19 protein-coding genes and 1 tRNA gene are annotated in these 22,515 nt (G+C 45.8%); 10 read left to right on the top strand and 10 right to left on the bottom strand.

From position 1 onward, the window contains the following. Positions 1-197: 197 nt before the first annotated feature. The 5 genes from H6F44_RS02935 (at position 198) to H6F44_RS02915 (ending at position 7,287) form a co-directional block, all read left to right on the top strand. The gene (locus H6F44_RS02935; RefSeq protein ID WP_190349415.1) at positions 198-1,442 is read left to right on the top strand and encodes a glycerate kinase; all 1,245 of its coding nucleotides are present in this window, start codon (positions 198-200) and stop codon (positions 1,440-1,442) included. Positions 1,443-1,698: 256 nt separating this feature from the next. Further along, positions 1,699-3,228: a photosystem II chlorophyll-binding protein CP47 gene (gene psbB, locus H6F44_RS02930; protein ID WP_190349414.1), complete on the top strand. Its 1,530-nt coding sequence runs from the start codon at positions 1,699-1,701 to the stop codon at positions 3,226-3,228. A 6-nt stretch (positions 3,229-3,234) separates the two neighbouring features. Further along, a complete protein-coding gene (locus tag H6F44_RS02925) occupies positions 3,235-3,342 on the top strand; it encodes a photosystem II reaction center protein T (RefSeq protein WP_142656807.1) in 108 nt (35 codons plus the stop codon). 378 nt (positions 3,343-3,720) lie between these two features. Continuing rightward, a complete protein-coding gene (locus H6F44_RS02920) occupies positions 3,721-5,757 on the top strand; it encodes a CHASE2 domain-containing protein (RefSeq protein ID WP_190349413.1) in 2,037 nt (678 codons plus the stop codon). A gap of 147 nt (positions 5,758-5,904) precedes the next feature. Further along, entirely contained in the window at positions 5,905-7,287 is a 1,383-nt protein-coding gene (locus H6F44_RS02915; protein ID WP_190349412.1) for an IctB family putative bicarbonate transporter, read from the top strand. Between the two features lie 43 nt (positions 7,288-7,330). On the opposite strand, the gene H6F44_RS02910 is transcribed toward H6F44_RS02915, so the two are convergent. The 10 genes from H6F44_RS02910 to pflB all read right to left on the bottom strand — a co-directional run bounded on the left by H6F44_RS02910 (position 7,331) and on the right by pflB (position 16,182). Then, positions 7,331-7,702, bottom strand: coding sequence for an SH3 domain-containing protein (locus H6F44_RS02910; RefSeq protein ID WP_190349411.1), 372 nt, complete (start codon positions 7,700-7,702; stop codon positions 7,331-7,333). Between the two features lie 102 nt (positions 7,703-7,804). Continuing rightward, a complete protein-coding gene (locus tag H6F44_RS02905; protein ID WP_190349410.1) occupies positions 7,805-8,605 on the bottom strand; it encodes a Uma2 family endonuclease in 801 nt (266 codons plus the stop codon). A gap of 83 nt (positions 8,606-8,688) precedes the next feature. Further along, on the bottom strand, positions 8,689-10,413 hold the full coding sequence (gene ureC / locus H6F44_RS02900) for an urease subunit alpha (RefSeq protein ID WP_190349409.1): 1,725 nt from the start codon (positions 10,411-10,413) through the stop codon (positions 8,689-8,691). Positions 10,414-10,459: 46 nt separating this feature from the next. Beyond that, positions 10,460-11,098 carry a restriction endonuclease subunit R gene (locus H6F44_RS02895; RefSeq protein ID WP_190349408.1) on the bottom strand — a complete coding sequence of 213 codons (639 nt, stop codon included), beginning with the start codon at positions 11,096-11,098 and terminating at the stop codon, positions 10,460-10,462. A gap of 22 nt (positions 11,099-11,120) precedes the next feature. Next, on the bottom strand, positions 11,121-11,426 hold the full coding sequence (locus H6F44_RS02890; RefSeq protein ID WP_190349407.1) for an urease subunit beta: 306 nt from the start codon (positions 11,424-11,426) through the stop codon (positions 11,121-11,123). A gap of 60 nt (positions 11,427-11,486) precedes the next feature. After that, entirely contained in the window at positions 11,487-12,134 is a 648-nt protein-coding gene (locus H6F44_RS02885; protein WP_190349406.1) for a Uma2 family endonuclease, read from the bottom strand. 35 nt (positions 12,135-12,169) lie between these two features. Further along, the gene (gene ureA, locus H6F44_RS02880) at positions 12,170-12,472 is read right to left on the bottom strand and encodes an urease subunit gamma (RefSeq protein WP_190349405.1); all 303 of its coding nucleotides are present in this window, start codon (positions 12,470-12,472) and stop codon (positions 12,170-12,172) included. Between the two features lie 3 nt (positions 12,473-12,475). Further along, on the bottom strand, positions 12,476-13,303 hold the full coding sequence (locus H6F44_RS02875) for an urease accessory protein UreD (protein WP_190349404.1): 828 nt from the start codon (positions 13,301-13,303) through the stop codon (positions 12,476-12,478). Beyond that, a complete protein-coding gene (locus H6F44_RS02870) occupies positions 13,300-13,872 on the bottom strand; it encodes a phycobiliprotein lyase (protein ID WP_242016412.1) in 573 nt (190 codons plus the stop codon). Before H6F44_RS02870 ends, H6F44_RS02875 begins: the two co-directional genes overlap by 4 nt. An 81-nt stretch (positions 13,873-13,953) precedes the next feature. Beyond that, positions 13,954-16,182, bottom strand: coding sequence for a formate C-acetyltransferase (gene pflB, locus H6F44_RS02865; RefSeq protein ID WP_190349403.1), 2,229 nt, complete (start codon positions 16,180-16,182; stop codon positions 13,954-13,956). Between the two features lie 323 nt (positions 16,183-16,505). Here pflB and H6F44_RS02860 point away from each other — a divergent pair, with 323 nt between their 5' ends. The 5 genes from H6F44_RS02860 to H6F44_RS02840 all read left to right on the top strand — a co-directional run bounded on the left by H6F44_RS02860 (position 16,506) and on the right by H6F44_RS02840 (position 22,338). Further along, a complete protein-coding gene (locus H6F44_RS02860; protein ID WP_190349402.1) occupies positions 16,506-18,968 on the top strand; it encodes a potassium channel family protein in 2,463 nt (820 codons plus the stop codon). A 94-nt stretch (positions 18,969-19,062) separates the two neighbouring features. After that, positions 19,063-19,134, top strand: a tRNA-Lys gene (locus tag H6F44_RS02855). A gap of 328 nt (positions 19,135-19,462) precedes the next feature. Continuing rightward, on the top strand, positions 19,463-19,765 hold the full coding sequence (locus H6F44_RS02850; RefSeq protein ID WP_190349401.1) for a hypothetical protein: 303 nt from the start codon (positions 19,463-19,465) through the stop codon (positions 19,763-19,765). A gap of 187 nt (positions 19,766-19,952) precedes the next feature. Continuing rightward, the gene (locus H6F44_RS02845) at positions 19,953-20,168 is read left to right on the top strand and encodes a hypothetical protein (RefSeq protein ID WP_190349457.1); all 216 of its coding nucleotides are present in this window, start codon (positions 19,953-19,955) and stop codon (positions 20,166-20,168) included. Between the two features lie 112 nt (positions 20,169-20,280). Beyond that, entirely contained in the window at positions 20,281-22,338 is a 2,058-nt protein-coding gene (locus H6F44_RS02840) for an endonuclease MutS2 (protein WP_190349400.1), read from the top strand. Positions 22,339-22,515: the final 177 nt, after the last annotated feature.

Genomic DNA, 22,515 nt, shown 5'->3' with positions numbered 1-22,515 from the left:
TACGCCAACATAAGTATGAGTTTTATAACTATGTTGGCGGTTTCGTGGAGGAGCTTGCGTATAATTACTCACTAAAGATGATTCTAGGTTAAGTATGGATTAATTAATAGCTTAATTTTTGTGAATTTGTGATCTGTATAACCTATATAAGCGCCAAACTATGCAGAAGCTTTACGGAGTATTGATGACATAGGCAAATGCCCGAAAATATACCTATAAGAATTATTGAACAATTGCTTAGAGGCGATCGCCTTAATAAAGATGATTGTTTACTGTTAGTTGCTGATGTTATTACCAATGGCGATCGCTTTCTATCTTTACCCAGTGAGGGTTATCAAGCCAAATGGCAAAAAAGCCAAATTTATCAACAGGCGCAAATTTCCATATCAGAAGATCAAGCTTTAGGTCAACCACACAACCCTCATTTTGCCGAAGATCTTGCTTTAGAGATAATCCAGCAGCGATCGCAATTAATGCGGTCAGTGTATGAAGATATATTGATAAGTCTCAAAAACGAAAATATTGAACTTGATCAGTCTTTGCTATTGCCAATACTTTGGCATTATTGGCTGCCACTCGCCCAAGCCCTTGCCAGACAGCAAAGTTTGATTAACCGACCATTTATCCAGGGCTTGCTGGGCGGACAGGGAACGGGCAAAACCACAATGGGGGCGATCCTGAAAGTAATTCTGAAATATTTGCATAAAAGTTTCATTAGCCTCTCTATAGATGACTTTTATAAAACCTATGCCGAGCGCCAAAAGTTACGAGATCGTCGTCCAGATTTAATCTGGCGTGGTCCCCCTAGTACCCATGACATTGACCTTTGTTTGCAGACTTTGCAAAGCTTACAGAAATTAAAGTCTCCAAGCGATCGCCCAAATTTTGAGCCAATTAAGTCAACCAATATTCCTCGCTTTGATAAATCGCTGCACAATGGCGCTGGCGATCGTATCGCCCCTGTAATTTGCCAAAGCGCTGACATCATTCTGTTTGAAGGTTGGTTTGTGGGGATGCACCCCTTACCCATTTCCGCATTTCGCAACGCGATCCCGCCCATTCTGTCAGAGCGCGATCGCGACTTTGCCCTAGAGTGCAACGCCAACCTACACAACTACTTACCAATCTGGCAAACCCTTGATAGCTTGATCGTCCTTGTCCCAGAGAGTTATCACTACTGCTTACAATGGCGTATCGCGGCGGAGCATAAATTAATTAGCCAAAGCCAAGGTAAAACAGGTATGAGCGATCAGGAAATTACAGAATTTGTAGAATATTTCTGGAAAGCCCTCCACCCCGAATTATTCATCCCACCCCTAATCCAGCCAGAAATCAATCCCCATTGCCCCAAGCTTAACCAATATGGCTTCCCCTATGCCGACTGGGTAATCAAAATTGGGAGATCGCATTTTCCCACAGCGATCCACAGCGTTACCGCCTAAAAAACATTCTCACCAACGAATAATCGATTATGATGTTAAAAATCAAATAGATTAGACTAGTCCAACAGACTATTCTGAGTAACCCATATCTTAAAATTAAGATCCTAATAAAATCCAAAACTTTGTAATTTACCAACCCTCAATCGCGAGATTTGCGTAAATATACAGTTCAGTTTGAATTATCATAAATTAAAATAAAGAATCGTTAAGATCTTACTGACTACAATCTAACTACATAAACTAAGGAACATTTGCAATGGGATTACCCTGGTATCGAGTGCATACAGTTCTTCTCAATGACCCAGGAAGACTGATCGCCACGCACCTGATGCACACCGCTCTCGTAGCAGGTTGGGCAGGCTCGATGGCGCTATATGAGTTAGCGATTTTTGATCCTAGCGACCCCGTACTTAACCCCATGTGGCGGCAAGGTATGTTTGTCATGCCCTTCATGACCCGTCTAGGAATTACCAACTCATGGAGTGGCTGGACAATTACTGGTGAGCAGGTTGCTGACCCCGGTTTCTGGTCCTTTGAAGGTGTGGCTCTAGCCCACATCGTCCTCTCAGGTTTACTTTTCCTAGCTGCAATTTGGCACTGGGTAAACTGGGATCTTGAATTGTTTAGAGACCCTCGCACAGGTGAGCCAGCTTTGGACTTGCCGAAAATGTTTGGTATTCACTTATTTCTGTCTGGTTTACTTTGTTTTGGGTTTGGTGCATTCCACCAAACAGGCCTATTCGGACCTGGAATGTGGGTATCCGATGCTTACGGCTTAACGGGTCATGTTGCCCCTGTTGCCCCAGAATGGGGACCTAATGGGTTTAACCCCTTTAACGCTGGTGGCATTGTCGCTCACCACATCGCCGCAGGCATTGTTGGCATTATTGCGGGTCTGTTTCACTTGACCGTGCGTCCACCAGAGCGTCTATACAAAGCTCTGCGTATGGGTAACATCGAAACCGTACTCTCTAGCAGTATTGCTGCCGTATTTTTTGCCGCTTTCGTGGTTGCTGGAACGATGTGGTACGGCTCCGCCGCCACCCCGATCGAATTATTCGGTCCAACCCGCTATCAGTGGGATAGTAGCTCTTTCCAACAGGAAATTTCGCGCCGTGTCCAGGCTGGGCTTAATGCTGGCTTGACCGAAGAAGAATCATGGTCAAAGATTCCTGACAAACTTGCTTTTTATGACTATGTTGGCAATAGCCCAGCTAAGGGTGGTTTGTTCCGTGTCGGTCCAATGAATAATGGTGATGGTATTGCTCAAGGTTGGCAAGGGCATCCCATATTTAAGGACAGAGATGGTCGCGAATTGAGCGTGCGCCGCTTGCCTAACTTCTTTGAAACCTTCCCCGTGGTTCTCCAAGATCAAGATGGTATCGTTCGCGCTGATATTCCCTTCCGCCGTGCTGAATCTAAGTACAGTGTTGAGCAAACTGGCGTAACAGTTTCTTTTGTTGGTGGTGCATTGAATGGTAAGTCTTTCGCTGATGCTCCTAACGTGAAGAAGTATGCTCGTCAAGCTCAGCTAGGTGAAATATTTGAATTTGACCAAGAAACCAATAAGTCTGATGGTGTATTCCGTACTAGCCCTCGTGGTTGGTTTACTTTTGGTCACGCTGTATTTGCATTGTTCTTCTTCTTTGGTCATATTTGGCATGGTGCGCGTACTTTGTTCCGCGATGTGTTTGCTGGTGTTGACCCAGAACTCAGTGAAGAGCAAGTTGAATGGGGTGCATTTCAAAAGGTTGGCGACAAAACTACTCGCGCTGTTGAGGCATAGAAAACAATGGAAGCTCTCACTTACACTTTAATTTTTGCTTGTTTAATCGGTCTATTCTTCTTTGCGATTTTCTTTCGTGAGCCGCCTAAGGTAATCACCAAGGACAAGAAGTAGTTAGGTCAGATCACAAAAGTGTTGTCATGCTTTTGTGATTTACAAACGGATCTAGTGAAGGTTGCAAATTTTCTTATTTTGTCTTAGGCAAATTGCAAGCCTCTATACAAGGTTCTATGGATAGAAAAGGGGATGCATTAACTGCATCCCCTTTTCTGTTTGTATTTTATTGTAGTTAAACCTAGGAGTATTTTTGAAAGCCCTGATGTCTAAAAACATTATTGCCCGTAAGGAATTGTCCTAACATGGTCTTACTCAGTGCTAATCTTGCGACTCGCTTTGCAATCGTGAATTTCTGTAAGCCCTACGGTATTTGCTTTATTGTAATATTGAGCCTCGCTGGAAGCGCGGGGTTTTAAACCCAATTTTCCGATCACTATGTCAAATCAAACTTCTGCCGATACCAATGCTCCTAGCAAAGACTGGCTACAAGTCTTCAAAGACTTTTTCTCGAAAAAGTTAAAAAGACTAGCAACGCCCCAAGGAATTAGCTATGCAGTGATCGGGGCGATCGCTGCTAGTAGCGCAATGGTCACAGGTTTAGAGATAGAATTTGTACCTAGTTTGGAACGACAAGCTCAATCGACATTTTTTAGCTGGCGTGGCACGATCGCACCACCAAAGGACATTATAATTTTGGCGATCGATGATCTATCGCTGCGGCAAGGTGATTTTTATGATGCCAAAAAGCGCCCTTTTTTAGAGCCTTTTCGCACGACCACATGGAAGCGCATCGTTTATGCTCAAGTCTTAGAAAAACTAGCAAAGGCAGGAGCTAAGGCAGTTGCTTTTGATATTTTATTTGTCGCCCCTAGTGATCATGGGGAAGCTGATGATAAAAGGTTTGAGCAAGCGATCGCCAAGTATGGCAGTAAGGCGGTATTTGCTGCGAGCTATGAGTTTACGCAAATTGGGGATGCAAATATTATGCAGTTCGCATCCCCTGAGGCAATCTTTCCCGTCAAGCCTAGCAATTTAGGATTGATTAACTTTCAACCTGAAATCACTCAAAATATTCATCGCTTAGGTGTGCAGCCACCCGCCGATAGTGGCTTACCGATTATCCCCACCTTTGCCGCTACAGCCCTTAACACAGCCAAGATCAACTATCCCACTCCTAGAGGTGACGGCATTTACTTTTTTGGCGGTGCAGATACATGGGCAAATGCCAAACAACAGATTCCCTTTTACTATGTGATCGATCCTGATACTTGGCAAAGTGAAGAGCTGCAAAATGGCAAGTTCTTTAAGGATAAAATCGTGCTGATTGGGGCGACTGCTCCTTCTAAACAGGATATTCAGAACTCAGCGATGGGAAGAATGCCAGGGGTGGAAATCCATGCTAATGCGATCGCCACACTCATGCAGGGTAAGACTATGGCAAATCTGTTTAGTACGACTTCGGAGCAGGGTGTATTTGTATTTGTGCTGGTTATTGGTTCAGGATTGCTACTATGCTTGCTGAAGCGTCCAAACTTACAAATTTTAGCGGCTTTGGCTGGGTCGATCGCTTGGGTGACGATCGGCTATGTCAGTTTTATCTATGGCTACACAATTTTGCCTGTGGTAATTCCTGCGATCGCGATCGGCTTGAGTGGCATTACCCTCTTAACCACGGGTTCTATTTCCGCGCAGATTGACAAATTGTTACTGCGGCGCACTCTAGAACGCTATGTGGCTGCTCCCATTGTCGAAGAAATCATCAATCAACCAGAGGGATTTCGCGATCTACTCGAAGGTAGAACCATCAAGGCTGCTGTACTCTTTTCCGATATTCGTGGCTTTACCACTCTCTCTAGTCGCTTACCCGCCAAGCTGTTGATTCAGCAACTGAATACCTATCTCGGTGGTATGGTGGATGCGATTTTGGAGTATCAAGGTACAATCGATAAATTTATTGGCGATGCCATTATGGCGGAGTTTGGGTCGCCTGTTTCGCGGGGAGAAAAGGTGGATGCGATGAATGCAATTAATGCAGCGCTAAATATGCGGAAAACCCTCACGGAACTGCGTAAGGTCTGGCAATCGGAAAATAAAATTCCCTTTTCCAATGGTATTGGTATTAACTACGGAGAAATCACTGTCGGAAATATTGGTTCCAATCGCCGTTTGGAATATGCTGTCATTGGCGATACGGTGAATGTGGCAAGTCGGGTGGAAGGTATGACTAAGGAACTGGGGACGGATATTGTGATTACAGGGCAGCTTTATGAGATGGTTAAGGAGCAAATTGATGTGGTTGATTTTGGCGAACACGCCCTCAAAGGGCGGGTGGGCAATGTGCATTTGTATGGTGTAATTGGATTGAAAGGGGGCGATCACACAGATTATGAGCAGGTGCAGATGGATTTAAAACGCCATATGGCAGTAATTGATGTTCTGAAGAAGGGGAATTTACCCATGCGTCAGGAGTAACAGAAATTTTGAAAGCCTTGTTTGAAAGCCTTGCTTCGTGAAGACTTCAAGATTTTTATTGGTCTAAATTTCAGTGCAAAGCTCTGTAATTTGGTATAGAGTGTAGTTTCTTACGGTCATAAAAGTAAGGATTATTTTTGATTTTCTATGAACTCCAATCTCAAGCTACCATTTCTCAAATTTTTGCAGCCCCTACAGCTATGGCTAAGTAGATGGAGCCGTAGCTGCCAAGCAAAATTCTGGCAATTGATGATGCCTGTGCAGGCATGGCGGGATGGTAGTTGGTTGGTGCGAGATCGTCTGTTGGGTTGCCTATTGGTAATTATGGTTGCGACTTTGCCATTTTTAGAAAATGCCCAAACGGGAGTAATTGGAGCCGCCGCCGCGATCGCCTTGTTGATGTTGTGGCTAAGCGATCGCCGCGATCAAGAGGAGCAGAGCAGTCCAATTTATCCGCCCTTGTTCAGCTATTGGTGCATTGCTGCGATCGCCACTTTGATTTCTCCCGTAAAGATGGCGGCGCTGGATGGCTTGATCAAACTGACGATCTATATGCTGGCATTTGTGGCGATGGCTAGGGTGATGCGGGCGGGTTGGCGATCAATTTTGGTGGGTGCTTATTTGATCGCGGCACTAGTTGCTAGTGCCTATGGGGTGCAGCAGTGGTACCTCGGTGCGCCCGAACTTGCCACTTGGACAGATCCTACCTCCGAATCCGCAGGGATTACCCGTGTCTATAGTTTTTTAGGCAATCCCAATCTATTCGCAGGGTTTCTGATGCCTGCCTTGCCCTTGGGGGCGATCGCTGCCATCTATTGGCAGAGCTGGGGAATGAAAGTACTCTCCGCCCTTACCGCAATCATGGGCGCATTTTGCATCACCCAAACCCAAAGCCGAGGCGGATTAATTGGGCTAGTGGTCACTAGTTTTGCTTTAATGATTCTCTTAATCTATTGGTGGGGTAAACGCTTACCCTCATGGACATTACCCACCGCCCTTGGTGGTATGGCTGGCGCGATCGCCCTTGGCACAATTGCGGTCGCGCCTTTACGGACAAGGGTACTGAGTATTTTCGGCACTGCCGACAGCAGTAATGCCTTTCGGGTGAATGTATGGATGTCGGTAATTAATATGGTGAAGGCTAGACCATTTTTGGGAATTGGACCTGGCAACAAGGCTTTTAACCTGATTTATCCGCTCTATCAGCGATCGGGTTATAGCGCCCTTGGAGCCTATTCTGTCCCGTTGGAACTCACTGTTGAGACAGGATTTATTGGCGTAATTTGCTACAGTTGGTTAGTAATTACCGTATTCACGCAAGGTTGGCAAATTCTCAATCGTTTACGCAGCGATCGCCATGCCGATGGTCTGTTAATAATTGGGGCGATCGCCACTGTTTCAGGAATGTTAGCCCATGGTTTATTCGATACAGTCTGGTATCGCCCTCAGGTGCAATTGCTCTGGTGGTTAGCGATCGCCCTAGTTGAGAGTTTATGTATTGCCCCCGTGACTTCACCTCTCGAAGAATAGGGGTTATAGCAATGCAATTTGCGTTTTATGCCCTAAGCAAACCTTAAAGAGCTTCATTACATTGCGGTGCAATGAAATCTTCACGAACCCAACCCCTAGTGGCACTTGGCTCATATTCTACAAAATACCAAGTCGATCCTTGACTATCCTCTCTGCTGATGCGTTGCCCTCTGGCATTGTCCAGCATTGTTACACTTTGACCGACTAGCAAATAACTAGGACTACTAAACTCAGTACCTGCGCCACTTCGCAAATTTACCCGCGATCCGCGTTCTCTACCGACAAGTTGCACCGTACAGCCACTATTAAATTGGGCAATGTATTGAGTGGCAGACTGTGCAGATCCAGCAAGGGGTGCTGCTAATAAACCGAGAATTGGCGCGATCGCCCCAATCACAATATTTTTAATTTTCATAATTAGGTATGGCTAAAAACAGCCATAGTTAACATTACTAAAAAGCCTGTGATCATTTTACGCAGTCTCTGACATGAGGCGATCGCGCTATTGAGGCTGGATCTAAATTGCATCAGGATCAACTCCAATTGACTTTAAGTAATTAGCTAATTTTTCCTTTTGTTGTCGTTCTTGCTCGGCGATCGCCCGTTGTTGAGCCGCGATCGCCTCTGCTTGCAATTGTGCCAAACTTGCCTGTGCCGCTCTCTCCTCTGCGGTCAAATATCTGACATTATCGCGATCGTACCAGTAGAGCCATTCGCGCTCCCAATGGTCACGATTGCTACGCTCACAGCCAAGTCCTAAGCCGATTTCTGGCATCCATACCACTTTGCTCCCTTCCTGCAACAGCGTCACTGATGGCAGCAATTGGTATTTACCATCGATTAGTTTATAGATCTCTAGGGATTCGTGTTTTTTGTAAAGTCCCCTGCGACCACTTGCAAGGTTGTAGATGGCATAGTAAAGAATGCCTAAGTCTTGATATTGCCTTAGCTTTTGATCGTATTCGCCATTATATTTCTTAGAAATTACTTCCAATGCCAATATGGGAATGACCTGCTCTTGCCATAACACATAGCTCAATCTCCCTCTTTCATCAGTGCATCTTGGTACACCCAAAGCCAGAAAACCATCAGGAACGATTACTTTCGATTTTTCGGGTTCTTGGATATTTGGCTCATAGTAAACGCCCATATCTACACCCCAAAACCAATCTTGGCGATCGCCCCAAATTAACCGCAGTAAATTAAGCAGCATATTGGGAATGTCATTTTGGAGTTCATTGTCCACAGGTGTTTCATCGGAATCTGGCAAGTCTTCTGCCGTTGGTAGTTGGCGATATTCGGAAGGAACTGTAATCATCAATTTCCACCGTTAGCTTGGTTCTTTTACTGTTATACCAAATAAAGAAACGGCTACGCCGTTTCCTTACTTGATAGCTATGGCTAGAACAGAAAATATCGCTGTGCCATTGGCAAAATCGAGGCAGGTTCACAGGTTAGTAATTCGCCATCGGCGCGAACTTCGTAAGTCTCAGAATCTACTTCAATTTTGGGCAGTGCATCATTAAGCTTGAGATCGCGCTTGCTAATGTTGCGATTGTTCTTAGTGGCAATGATTTGTTTCTTCAGTCCCAACTGTTCAGGAATCCCACGCTCGATCGCAATCTGTGACATAAAAGTAAAGGAAGTTTGAGCGATCGCACTGCCATAGCTGCCAAACATCGGACGCATATGCACAGGCTGCGGCGTGGGAATGCTGGCATTGGCATCACCCATCTGGGCATAGGCGATAAACCCAGCTTTTAGAACCAGTTCGGGCTTCACACCAAAAAAGGCTGGACTCCAGAGACAGAGATCGGCGATTTTACCCACCTCAATGGAACCAACATATTCGGCAATACCATGGGCGATCGCAGGGTTAATTGTGTACTTTGCCACATAGCGGCGAGCGCGGAAATTATCGGCTCTAGTACTTTCAGAATTCGTGAGCGAATTGGTGAGAACGCCGCGCTGCACCTTCATTTTATGGGCAGTTTGCCATGTGCGGATAATCACTTCGCCCACCCGTCCCATTGCTTGGGAGTCGGAAGAAATCATACTAAATGCACCGATGTCGTGGAGAATATCTTCGGCGGCGATCGTCTCGCGGCGAATACGGGATTCTGCAAAGGCAATATCTTCGGGAATGCTAGGATCGAGATGGTGACAGACCATCAGCATATCCAAATGTTCATCAAGGGTATTGAGGGTATAGGGGCGCGTGGGATTGGTGGAAGATGGCAAAACATTCGCCTCACCGCAGATCTTGATAATGTCGGGGGCATGACCGCCGCCTGCGCCCTCAGTGTGATAGGTATGAATCACGCGATTTTTAAAGGCAGCGATCGTATCTTCCACAAAGCCCGCCTCATTCAGCGTATCCGTATGGATGGCAACCTGCACATCATATTCATCGGCAACCCCCAAACAGGTATCGATAGTGGCGGGTGTGGTTCCCCAATCTTCATGGAGTTTTAGACCCATCGCCCCTGATTCTATCTGTTCCACCAAGCCTTCAGGCTTGCTGCTGTTGCCTTTACCAAGGAAGCCTAAATTCATCGGAAATGCTTCCGCCGCTTCGAGCATTCGCGCCATATTCCAAGATCCAGGGGTGCAGGTGGTGGCATTTGTGCCTGTTGCGGGACCAGTACCGCCGCCGATCATGGTCGTTACCCCAGAGGCGATCGCCACTTCAATCTGTTGTGGCGCAATGAAGTGAATATGAGAATCAATACCGCCTGCGGTGAGAATGCGTCCTTCCCCAGCGATTACTTCAGTACTAGCGCCAATAATGATATCAATATTGTTCTGAATATAAGGATTACCTGCTTTACCGATCGCTGCAATCTTACCATCCTTAATCCCCACATCTGCTTTGACAACTCCCCACCAATCAAGGATCAGCGCATTGGTAATCACCACATCGACAGCGCCACCTGCCCTTGTAATGGGAGATTGTCCCATGCCATCGCGGATCACCTTACCGCCACCAAATTTGACCTCATCGCCATAGGTGGTGTAGTCGCGCTCCACCTCGATAAATAGTTCTGTGTCAGCTAAGCGCACGCGATCGCCAACGGTTGCGCCATAGGTGTCAGCATAGGCACGGCGGGACATTCTGTAACTCATTGGGTTTTCTCCTTGGTAAAATATTGAGATTGCGGCAAAGATTGATTCAGGTAATAGCGATGCCAATAGTTTTTAATATTTTCAAAATCTTGTAAAGATCTTTCTCATGGCGCATCAATGTATATTCATCGGAAGTATATTCATCGGAAATTCCATAAATAGGTTGATCTTGCCATGCTAGTTTAAGAAAAACAAAATTACTGCCATTTGTCACCATTCCATAAATAGGTTGTTCGCGATTAGGATGAGCCAACATATAGGCAAGGGCTTGAGGGATGCCCTTCTGCAATGAAACTCCTGCTTGTTTGGATTCAATTACTAAAATCCAAAAGCGATCCTGAATGACTAAGACATCAATTTTGCCGTGAATAGTTAAGTTTTCATCTTTGACCGCAACTTTAATCGACTTTTCAGCAACGGAATAGAACGGTGGCTGATAAAACCTTGCCATATCAAGAAGTGGCGACACCACAATCATTTTCACCATTTCCTCTAGCATCAAGCGCTTGGACAAGTGGAGATAATTAGTTTTGATGCGATCTAATTGCTCCTGCTCTTTAGGTTCTATATCAAGATGCTCGTTCTGCCACTCTGGGGAAAAATCAGGGTGATCGCTCAAAGTTAAATTAAATGACTTTTCCAAATCATAAAGCGTCAATTTTTCCACAGTAATGGTTGTGGTCATAGCCTAGTCCTCTAGTTAGTCTTCATAATTTGCCTTCGACCAAGGCATTAAACCCATATACCTCACGACTGCCCACATAGGGAACTAGATTAATCTCCTTTTCATCCCCTGGCTCAAAACGGACTGAGGTTCCCGCAGGAATGTCTAGGTGTGTGCCTCTGGCGCGATCGCGTTCAAAGATTAAGGCGCGATTGGCTTCATAGAAATGGTAATGGGAACCGACTTGGATCGGGCGATCCCCAGAATTGGCAACCTTGAGGGTAATTACTTCCCGCCCAGCATTTAATTCAATGTCGCCTTCTTGAGTAATGATTTCACCAGGAATCATAGATATATCTCCATTATTTGAGTTTTTGGTCGGATTTTGATTGGGTTTTGATTTGACAATTTAGATGTTTAGAATTTGAGCGGCAGTTAATTCCAATTCAGAAAAAGTTCGCGAGATAATTTTGTCATCGTCTGTAAATTTAGTGGTTTGGTACTTACCATTTTCATCTAGCAAATTTACAAATACGGTGGGGACTTTGGGGTTGCCGAGAAAATCACGACTGGCGATCGCCAGATAATCGACAATCCAATATTCAGGAATACCTAGACGCTGATATTCATCAAACTTGTCAATATAGTCGTCATCCCAGTTGTTTGAAGCAACTTCTACCGCAAGCTGAATTTTTTCACGCAGTCCCTTGTAATCATGGCGATTGGAGCGCCAAATAGTTGCATCAATTACACTTAAATCAGGTATGCGTCCATGTTCATTTCCCTCTTGATCAGTAGTTCTAATGGGGATTGCTCTTTTGACTACATAGTTAAGAGATAAACGTTCTACCTCTCGATAAAAACGTCTGTTGATGAACTCACCAACATCATCGTGATTGCGTGTAAATGCCATTTCTGAAATCTCGACTATTTTGCCGTTAATAAGTTCGTAGTGCTTACCATTCTCTGGATAAATTTCTAAAAACTGATCAAAAGTTAATTTTGGTTTTAGCTCAATTGTTTTGAGCTTGCTTTGTATTGAAGCGATCGCCACCATCTCAAACCTCCAAAATTAGTTAGGATTGAATAAATTTAGCGAATGGGATTATGGACAGTGACAAGTTTTGTGCCATCGGGGAAGGTTGCTTCCACTTGCACATCATGGATCATCTCAGGAATGCCTTCCATTACATCGTCACGGGTGAGTAGGGTTGCGCCATAGCTCATTAATTCGGCTACGGTTTTGCCTTCTCTAGCACCTTCCATTATTTCGGCGGTAATAATTGCTACCGCTTCAGGATAATTAAGCTTCAAGCCTTTAGCCTTGCGGCGCTCAGCGACACGCGCCGCCGTAAAAATCAACAATTTATCTTTTTCTTGAGGCGTAAGTTGCATGATTTACCAAACCCGTGGTACGCAAATTGCTCTACCCCTATAGGATACACGCAAAAGCTGCCAAATTTGCTGAAACCATTTACGCGCATCACTAGAAGAATCACCGCAATAACGACAAACCAAACCGCATAGCGATCGCGTTACACCCGACATCCCCTCATAATTGCCAAGTTCCCATGTGGCACGAATGCGGGTGACTAATTCGGGAGATACTTCTGCACCGACAAATACAAAACTAGCGGCGATCGCATAGTCATTGAGGGCATTGGCGCTGGCTAAAATCTGGGGATCGCCCTTTAGCCATTGTTGATCGATCCATAGTGGCTTTTGGTTGCGCCATACTTGTGTTTGTGATCGCCAATTGCCATTGAGAAATTTTTCGCCACGAGCGGTGCGCCCAAACCTGACGATTTCCCAAAAGGTACAGGTAGCTTGATTGGCTAGCTCGATCCTGGTAGTTTGGCGATATTGGGACTCAGCGAAAGCGATCGTTTCTTGGGGAAACCATTCCAAACTTGCGCCTTCGCCAATGTGGATCTGCACATCTTGCAGAGCATCTGCACCATTGCTGCGATAGATTTTGGTGGCGGAGGCGGTGGTGAGCAGGGCTTGGGTCTGCGGTGCAAGGTGAATATGCGCGGCAAGGCGATCGCCGCCCACAAAGCCGCCTGCGGTATGCAGTAAGACACAATGACAGACTTCTTCGCCTTCGGGATAGAGCGATCGCTGAATTTTCCAAGGGGCAACGGCATAACTGCGGGTCAGTACCGTTTGCTGGTTGCGCTTAGTAAAGTCTAAGTCTAGTCTGCCTGTCCAATAATTTGAAGTCATAGGAATCTTTGTACCATTGCCACTAAGTCCTGCTCACTGACCATGCGCCGTTCTGAACAGTAAGTCATCAAGTATATGCCATTATTCATGCGGACTGTGCTAGCGCGTACCCGAAAATCGTCGGTCAAAAACCAGCACCGCTCCTGTCCTTGATTTTGATCGTATTCCGTATCAATGGTTAAAATACCATCATCGCCAAACCAATAGCGGCTAACCACAGGAATTTTCTCCACATAACCTTGATTGCGTAGCAGTTTGCCCGATCGCCCTGTGACATCATCGGGAATATCCACCAATATCGCCGCTTGCTCTGGGTTCGGCTCTTGACTGCCTTCTTCGTGGGGTTGCCACATGAAACTGGCACCACAGGCAGCGATCGCCGCGTCAATCCCCTGATCTAGGCAAATTTTTTGCACCCGTTCGTCACCCTTACCCACCAGATTGACATGAATTTTGGAATCGCCCGACTCATCGGCAACCGCATCAAAATGATGGACAGTGCGATGGATCAACCATACACCCTCACTCTTTTTAAAAAAGTCGATCATGGTCATGGGCGGGACAAGCATGGGCAAAATTCCTTAATTGCAATAAACAAACCTCAAAGCAAAGCCTCCCGCTAAGCAGGAGGCTTTGCTATTTATGTCATTTTATACCCTTTCGTGGAACGTGCGTTTAATTACATCCATCTGCTGCTCACGGGTGAGCTTGATGAAGTTGACCGCGTAGCCCGAAACACGGATGGTTAGCTGGGGATAATTTTCAGGATGATCCATTGCATCTAGTAAGGTGTCACGGTTGAGGGCGTTAACATTAATGTGGTGTCCGCCATCGTGGAAGTAGCCATCGAGCAGACCGACCAGATTGTTAATGCGATCGCTTTCCTGTCTGCCGAGCGCCGCAGGCACAATCGAGAAGGTATTGGAAATACCATCTTGACAATCGCTGTAGGGCAGTTTGGCAACGGAAGATAAAGATGCGATCGCGCCGCAGCAGTCTCTTCCATGCATGGGGTTTGCGCCTGGGGCAAAGGGTTCACCAGCTTTGCGTCCATCGGGCGTGCTACCTGTCTTCTTGCCATAGACCACATTGGAAGTGATCGTTAGCACCGATTGGGTGGCGGTTGCGCCTCGATAGGTCTTTTGCTTACGGATTTCATTCATAAAGCGCGAAACCAATTCACTGGCAATGCTATCCACACGATCGTCATTATTGCCGTATTGGGGATATTCGCCTTCGGTAACATAATCGATCGCCAAGCCCTTTTCATCGCGAATGACCTTGACCTTGGCGTATTTAATAGCCGAGAGAGAATCGGCAACTACTGATAAACCAGCAATGCCGCAAGCCATTGTGCGATAGACATCGCGATCGTGCAGTGCCATTTCGATGCGCTCGTAGCAATACTTGTCGTGCATATAGTGGATCACATTCAAAGTATTGACATAGAGACGCGCCAACCATGCCATCATTTGGTGCAGACGTTCGGTGACTTCGCCATAGTCCAAATATTCACCAGTAATCGGGGCAAAGTGGGGGGCGATTTGATCGCCAGACTTTTCATCGCGACCACCATTGATTGCATAGAGCAGAGTCTTTGCGAGGTTGACCCTTGCGCCAAAAAACTGCATCTGCTTCCCAATTCGCATCACCGACACACAACAGGCGATCGCATAGTCATCGCCATAGGTGGGACGCATCAGATCATCATTTTCATACTGGATGGAACTGGTGTCGCTGGAGACTTTGGCACAGAACTGTTTAAAGTCTTCAGGCAGATGTTCTGACCACAGCACGGTTAAATTAGGCTCAGGAGCCGCGCCCAAGGTGTTTAGAGTATGCAGGAAGCGGAAACTATTCTTGGTGACTAGCGTCCGACCATCGGCACTCATGCCGCCGATTACTTCTGTTACCCATGTGGGATCGCCTGAAAATAGGGCATTGTAATCAGGAGTTCTCAAGAATCTAACCATCCGCAATTTCATTACGAAATGATCAATTAATTCTTGCAGTTCTATTTCGGTAATCGCGCCTTTTTGCAAGTCCCGTTCAAAATAAATATCAAGGAATGTGGAAACGCGACCGAGGGACATGGCTGCGCCGTTTTGTTCCTTGACGGCTCCAAGATAGGCAAAATACAGCCACTGCACAGCTTCACGGGCATTTGCCGCAGGCCGACCAATGTTAAAGCCATATTTGGCTGCCATTTCCTTTAGTTCAAACAGGGCGCGAATTTGTTCAGAAATCTCTTCGCGCAGACGAATGATATTTTCATCGATCACATCAACTTCAAGGGATTCCTGCTGATGCTTCTTGTCATCGATCAGGCGATCGCAACCGTAAAGTGCCACACGGCGATAGTCGCCGATGATTCGCCCACGCCCATAGGCATCGGGCAGTCCTGTAATGATACCCGATCGCCTAGCCTTTCGCATTTCGCTAGTATAGGCATCGAATACACCGTCATTATGGGTTTTGCGATATTTAGAAAAAATTTCTTCCGTTTGCGGATCAAGTGCATAGCCATAGGCTTCTAAACCTGCCTTGACCACACGAATGCCACCATAGGGCATAATGGCGCGTTTGAGGGGCTGATCGGTCTGCAAGCCCACAATTTGCTCTAGTTCGCGATTGATGTAGCCCGCATCATGGGCAGTAATGGAAGTGGGAATTTTAGTGTCAGCATCGAGAACCCCCTTTTCTCTCTCTTGACGCATTAATTCGGAGACTTCTTGCCAAAGTTGTTGCGTTCTTGGGGTGACAGACTCCAAAAAGCCGCTATCCCCTGCATAGGGCGTATAGTTCCTTTGAATAAAGTCTCTGACGTTAATCTCTCGTTCCCAAATACCTTCTGAAAAACCTTGCCATTCAACATACATTTGTTTAACCTCCAAAGCTACTTCGCCTATAGCGGTCTTCACTTGGTCTAGGGCAGAATGAAAACTAAAAACCATTATTAGGGTTCAGTTTCTATTTTGAGTTCTGTTTTCAGTTGAGTAAGAACTGATTTGAAAACCGCTATGGTTCCTATTATAGATTTAGGATTCAAGATATTGAATTATTACTGTCTTTTTATTACAAAAGTTAACTGTGTCGGGATCTAACAACAATACAAATTATTAGGTGCTTAATCTTTTATTAATCTTTGTGGTTTATGATGAAAATTCTACCTCCAAGCCCTATTTAATCAAGCCCTTAAGGAATGAGATCGCTTGCTCTGCTGCTCAAAAATTGTTTGCTTGACTCAAATATAAAAGTAAATGTCACAGTCAGACAAAAGCGTAAAGAACTGCACATTTTGCTGGAGTCTACCTATTTTGGCGAGCGCCAGTTATTGATGCAGTCGGTTAAACAATGCTTTCAGGATTGTTCTCACGATTTTCAAGATTTTGACATTCGCAAATACGATGCCGTAAGGGTTTATGGATTTTTCTATGGACAGCCTTTACCTGAATGGATAGAATTAATTCAACTATCCCATCACAGTATAGGTAGTAATAACCCATTGGCTGAACCTTTGGGCAGATATTCAGATGCGACACTTGCAAAATCATCGGGCGTAGAATCGGATGACTATGCCCTCAATCAAGCCGCAGCACCAGTCAAAGAACCAGAGGAAAAATCAGTAATTTGCGATCGCTTCATTGTTTGCGGACTAGGTAGCCTCGGTCAACACGCGGTTTTTAATTTACATAAGTTTGCCTATCGCGAATATTCGGTAAAGATCTGTGCAGTTGATCGAGTTCAGCCTGAGCTTACGGAATTTGATAATTTTGCCGAATTACTAGATCAAGAAATTATTATTGGTGACTGCCGCCGTTCTGATGTATTGAGCAAAGCGGGTATTCATGACTGTCGAGCGATTCTATTGGTGACGAGTAATGAAAATGTGAATATTGAAGCGGCAATCACTGCCCGTCGCCTCAATCCTAGCTTGCATATAGTTGTACGTTCATCGCGCCAAAATCTCAATCAACTACTAAAGGAACAGCTAGGTAATTTTGTGGCTCTCGATCCCGTAGATCTACCTGCGGCGGCTTTTGCGGTAGCAGGGATTGGTGAAGGCACTCTGGGACTATTTCAGATCGGTGATCGTAAATTGCGGGTTGTCGAATGCACCCTTACCGATGACAATTACCGCTTTTTGCGAACCCCTGCCTACCTACTCCACAAAAAAAATTCGCGAATGCTGAGCATTTCAGGACAAGCTAACGATCGCCTATTTTTTCAATGGCAGCCAGAGCAAGTTATGCAGGTCGGTGACAAAATCGCCTTTATCGAATGCGTGGATCAGGACTTGATGACCACCCAACAGCGTAACGTTGAGTTTATTGCGGCTCCATTATCCCCTTGGCAGAGACTTCGGCAAATAGTCGGCAGGATCAACCAAGCTGTTTTTTGGCAAACCCAATGGCGTAAGCTCAAAACTTGGTTTAAATCTGAGCGATCGCGTCAATTAGTTTTTTGGGGGCTCATTACTGCCTTTCTGCTCTGGGTAATTAGTGCCATAGTCCTTTTTACCAATGTGCCGAATATCTCATGGCAAAAAGCAATTTCGGCAAGTATGGTTTTACTGTTAGGAGGATTTGGTGATGTTTTTGGTGGACTGGAAGAGGATAAAGTGCCGTTTTGGATCGTCATCTATTGTCTATCGATCACCTTGGTGAGTTTACTGTTTTTGCTGGGGATTGTGGGTTTGATTGCCGATCAAATTCTAAGTTCTAAGTTTGAATTTTTTAAGCGATCGCTGCCCCTACCCACCCGCGATCACATCGTTTTAATTGGCTTTGGTCGCCTTGGGCAGAGGATTGCCGATCTCCTATTCAAACTAAAAATGCCAATGATCATCGTTAGCGAAAATCCCCACGATAGCGATCTGATCACCAAAGTACCTTGGATGACAGGCAATATTATCCAAGAACTTAGTAAAGCTAACCTGAGTAAAGCCAAGAGCGTCATATCTGTCACTGATGACCAAATGCTCAATCTAGAAGCAGCTTTACTTGCGCGGGAGGCAAACAAACATCAGCAACAACCGATCAACCTCGCGATCCGCACCTACGATCGCTACTTCAGCGAAAACCTTTCCGAACTACTCCCCAGTTCCCAATCCTTCTGTGCCTATGCCCTATCGGCTGAGGCATTTGCGGGGGCAGCCTTTGGTGAAAATATGCTCAGCCTATTTCGCCTCAATCAACGCACAGTCTTAGTCGCTGAATACGAAATTAGCGCCGATGATACGCTAGTGGGTAAAAATCTCTCACAAATTGCCTATGGGTATACTGTTGTCCCCGTGTATCTCAAAAAAGCTAAGCCCAAAGCCGATGGGGTTTCTGACTTTTTTATGCCCTCCGATGATGAGGTGATGAATGTGGGCGATCGCCTCACCGTTCTCGCCTCTATTTCGGGGCTAAGGCGCATCGAGCTAGGCAACTTGCACTTACCCAAACGTTGGCAATTGCGAGCCAAGCCCCCCCTTAATTCTAGTGTGTTGCTAGATGCGGGTAACAAGCTTAAAAATATTTCGGGCTGTGACCTAGATTTAGCGCGGCGCTTTATGGACAGCCTCCCTGCGGCGATCGAGTTACCGATGTATGACACCCAAGCCTATCGCCTCGGTCAAATCCTGATCCGCCTACTCCCCATCAAAATTTATCCGATTTAGAGCCAAAGTAAAACCAATTAAAAAAACAATTAAAAATTTTGTTAGCAATTATGCCAAACATTTGCTATCATACAAATCACTCTTTGAGCAGCAAGGGTGACTGGCGCAGTGGTAGCGCATCGGACTCTTAATCCGCTGGCCCTGGGTTCGAATCCCAGGTCACCCATTCATATTTACTTCCCAGCCAAGCATTAACAGTACAAAGCGATGCACTGTTATTTTTTAATGTCTATTTTTAGAATGGGAAGGGAGTATAAAATCTAAACCAAGATCGAACTAAGAAAAAAAGGAAGCATTGCTAAGCGTAGATCTCTTGATTTTAAAAAATTCATAATTATTAAGTAATAAGTCAAAAGATTAAGGTTCTTGTATAGGTAGATCTGCTGATTATGGCTGTATGATACTTTCTATATCAAAAGACATATCCACAAGTCTGTATTAAGTATTAGGTATATTATTATGACTAAACTCCAAGTCTCAATCAAGGGGGATATATGAAAATTAAAGGATATGGATTTTTTATTACTGAGCCAAACGCTTATAAATCATTAGAATGCAATATCTGCGGTGCTGAATGCCTAGTTGAGCGTAACTTGCCAGCAAAATCAGGCTTTATATCGGCTATGGCGAGGATGGATGAACCTCGTGATAAATTTTCTTGTCCCAATCTAGAGGAAGAATGGCATGGACAGGCAGTAAAACTCGTAATGGAAATAGAGAAAACGCCAAGCAAGCGTCTTGCACAACTAATGCAGCAAGATCTAGAAGATTTACTTCACGAAAATAATATTCATTAGACCTGTTGGGAAATAACCAGCAATATCGCTGAAATCCTTACAGAGATTGGCTTTTATGATTTTTTAAGTGAATATCGCGCAAACCCTTGCTGTGACTAGGTTACAAGGCTTTTTGAACTTATTTCCCAACAGGTCTATTAATTTCTCGCTAACATTTGCATATTTATTGAGAGGTAACGCGGTGACGATTAAATCTTTAGATTTTCCCCAATTTAACGCCAACAATTTGCAAAACGAACTGCAAAGCGATCTGAGTGACTATGTCGCGCATTTACAAGTACATATGGCTTTGCAAGCTCGTAACCTCGTCCCTAATTTGAGTGGCGATCGGACCCATGACAGCCGTAGTCAAATGCTATGTAGCACCCAAGCTGACTTTGAAAGATTAGCATCCCGCCTCTAGAACCCCAAAGACTTCACCACAGGAAGTCTTTTTTTTGGCACAATAGACAATAAGCGAGTTACCACGCTAAGCGCGGTAATTTGCTATGCAAATAAGTCTATTTTGAGGTGTCATGCAAGCTGAGACGTTAGAACTGTTGGAATGGAATCGGTTATGTCAGCATTTATCCACATTTACAACGACAAAGCTGGGTGCGATCGCCTCGACAAGATTGCCGATCCCCGATCGCTACGAGCAAACATGGGAACTGCTCACCCAAACTAAAGAAGCCTATGCCCTTGAGGAGAGAAATGCGGGGGTATCCCTTGATGGGATTCAGGATATTACGGAGGCGGTGCTGAGGGCAGAGAAACAGGGCAATCTGTCAGCATCGGAACTATGGGCAGTGGCAACCACTCTAGCAGGGGCAAGGAATTTGCGCCGCCAGATCGATAATGCCGACTGCTGCCCCAATTTACAGATTTTGACTAGCGATTTGCGGACATACCCTGATGTGGAGCAGGAGATCTATCGCTGCATAGATGAGGGCGGCAATGTGTTGGATCGTGCTTCGGCAAGGTTGGGAGAGATTCGGGATGAGCTAACTGCGGTACGCGATCAAATTATTACTAAGCTGCAAAATATTATGCAGCGCAACGCTAATTCCTTACAGGAGCAGATTATTACCCAACGCAGCGATCGCTATGTGTTGTCGGTGAAGTCGCCCCAACGCGATCGCATCCCTGGGGTAGTGCATGATACTTCTAGTACGGGCATGACCCTATTTGTGGAGCCGAACTCCATTGTGCAATCCAATAATCGCTTGCGGCAATTGCAAAAGATGGAGCAGACCCAAATTGAGATCATTCTGGCGGCGCTGAGTGCCAAGGTGACGGATATTGCGGAGGATTTGCAAAGGCTGTTAATTATTGTCACCAAAATTGATCTGGCAGTGGCAAAGGCGCGTTATGCCTATTGGTTGGGGGCAAATCCGCCCTATTTTAGTCAAAGGCAAGAACATCAGGCGATCGTGTTGCGCCAGTTACGCCATCCGCTTTTGGTGTGGCAAGAGCGTAATGAAGAGGGGCGATCGGTGGTTCCTGTGGATATTTTAGTGTCCCCAGATATTGCGGTGGTGGTAATCACAGGCCCGAATACGGGCGGCAAAACCGCGACTCTAAAAACCTTTGGACTAGCGGCGCTGATGGCAAAGGCGGGAATGTATATCCCTGCTAGAGAGCCTGTGGAAATGCCTTGGTTCGATCTGGTGTTGGCGGATATTGGCGATGAGCAATCCCTACAGCAAAATTTATCGACCTTTTCAGGACATATTCGCCGCATTGGGCGCATTCTGGATGCCCTTTCCGATCAATCGTTAGTGCTGCTCGATGAGGTGGGTGCGGGTACTGACCCTTCAGAGGGCAGTGCGATCGCTACGGCATTATTGGAATATCTCGGCGAACATACAAGCCTGACCATTGCCACCACCCATTTCGGCGAACTCAAGGCTTTGAAATATCAAAATCCTAAATTTGAGAATGCCTCGGTGGAGTTTGATGACGCATCCCTAGCGCCTACCTATCATTTGCTATGGGGGATTCCAGGGCGCTCCAATGCCTTAGCGATCGCTGGTCGTTTGGGCTTACCGCAGGATATTATCGATGCTGCCCAAACCCGTGTGGGCATTGGTTCGGCGGAAATGAATGAGGTGATTGCCGAACTGGAGGCACAGCGCCGCGAGCAAACCCAAAAAACGACCGCCGCCGCCCATTTATTAGCAGAAACAGAACGACTGCATAGTGAGATTTTGGAACGGGCGGAAAAGATGCGATCGCAGGCAAAGGAATTGCGGGAGAAGCAAGAAAAGGAAGTGGCAGCCGCGATCGCCCAAGCCCAAAAAGAAGTGGGGCGCGTCATTCGCAAACTGCAAAAGGGCGAACAGTCCGACGAACAGATTGCGGCAGTACAGCGCACAGAGCAACGCATTGAGGAGTTGACCAAGCGGCATATGCCTGAAGTTATCGAGCAGAAGGTGGAGGTGCTAGTTAAAATCGGCGATCGGGTACGCATCCCTAAATTTGGCAAGGTTGCCCAAGCCATCACGGCTCCCAATAGTTCGGGAGAGTTTTCGGTGCGCCTTGGTCACATGAAGTTAACCGTTAATCTGGCGGATATTGAAAAGATTAGTTAGTGTGGTGGCGCAATGCGCTACCACACTAGTTTTTTGCCAAAGCAAAAGCACCTAGCCATTGGCTAGGTGCTTTTGCTTTATGGGAAATCTATAGGATCTTGAGGTTACAGACAACTGCTGGAAGGATCTTATTTAGAGAACAGCCCCAGCGCACAGCTCGGAAACCTGAAGACCCAC

Origin of the sequence: Pseudanabaena cinerea FACHB-1277 (genome assembly GCF_014696345.1) — a bacterium.
GTDB lineage: Bacteria > Cyanobacteriota > Cyanobacteriia > Pseudanabaenales > Pseudanabaenaceae > Pseudanabaena > Pseudanabaena cinerea.
The sequence above is the reverse complement of the archived record's forward strand: the minus strand, read 5'-3'. Positions and strand labels throughout refer to the sequence as shown.

Bases quoted from the DNA above. Each gene is read 5' to 3' on its own strand.
- H6F44_RS02935 (WP_190349415.1), top strand. From the start codon at position 198: ATGCCCGAAAATATACCTATAAGAATTATTGAACAATTGCTTAGAGGC.
- psbB (WP_190349414.1), top strand. From the start codon at position 1,699: ATGGGATTACCCTGGTATCGAGTGCATACAGTTCTTCTCAATGACCCA.
- H6F44_RS02925 (WP_142656807.1), top strand. From the start codon at position 3,235: ATGGAAGCTCTCACTTACACTTTAATTTTTGCTTGTTTAATCGGTCTA.
- H6F44_RS02920 (WP_190349413.1), top strand. From the start codon at position 3,721: ATGTCAAATCAAACTTCTGCCGATACCAATGCTCCTAGCAAAGACTGG.
- H6F44_RS02915 (WP_190349412.1), top strand. From the start codon at position 5,905: ATGAACTCCAATCTCAAGCTACCATTTCTCAAATTTTTGCAGCCCCTA.
- H6F44_RS02910 (WP_190349411.1), bottom strand. From the start codon at position 7,702: ATGAAAATTAAAAATATTGTGATTGGGGCGATCGCGCCAATTCTCGGT.
- H6F44_RS02905 (WP_190349410.1), bottom strand. From the start codon at position 8,605: ATGATTACAGTTCCTTCCGAATATCGCCAACTACCAACGGCAGAAGAC.
- ureC (WP_190349409.1), bottom strand. From the start codon at position 10,413: ATGAGTTACAGAATGTCCCGCCGTGCCTATGCTGACACCTATGGCGCA.
- H6F44_RS02895 (WP_190349408.1), bottom strand. From the start codon at position 11,098: ATGACCACAACCATTACTGTGGAAAAATTGACGCTTTATGATTTGGAA.
- H6F44_RS02890 (WP_190349407.1), bottom strand. From the start codon at position 11,426: ATGATTCCTGGTGAAATCATTACTCAAGAAGGCGACATTGAATTAAAT.
- H6F44_RS02885 (WP_190349406.1), bottom strand. From the start codon at position 12,134: ATGGTGGCGATCGCTTCAATACAAAGCAAGCTCAAAACAATTGAGCTA.
- ureA (WP_190349405.1), bottom strand. From the start codon at position 12,472: ATGCAACTTACGCCTCAAGAAAAAGATAAATTGTTGATTTTTACGGCG.
- H6F44_RS02875 (WP_190349404.1), bottom strand. From the start codon at position 13,303: ATGACTTCAAATTATTGGACAGGCAGACTAGACTTAGACTTTACTAAG.
- H6F44_RS02870 (WP_242016412.1), bottom strand. From the start codon at position 13,872: ATGCTTGTCCCGCCCATGACCATGATCGACTTTTTTAAAAAGAGTGAG.
- pflB (WP_190349403.1), bottom strand. From the start codon at position 16,182: ATGTATGTTGAATGGCAAGGTTTTTCAGAAGGTATTTGGGAACGAGAG.
- H6F44_RS02860 (WP_190349402.1), top strand. From the start codon at position 16,506: ATGAGATCGCTTGCTCTGCTGCTCAAAAATTGTTTGCTTGACTCAAAT.
- H6F44_RS02850 (WP_190349401.1), top strand. From the start codon at position 19,463: ATGAAAATTAAAGGATATGGATTTTTTATTACTGAGCCAAACGCTTAT.
- H6F44_RS02840 (WP_190349400.1), top strand. From the start codon at position 20,281: ATGCAAGCTGAGACGTTAGAACTGTTGGAATGGAATCGGTTATGTCAG.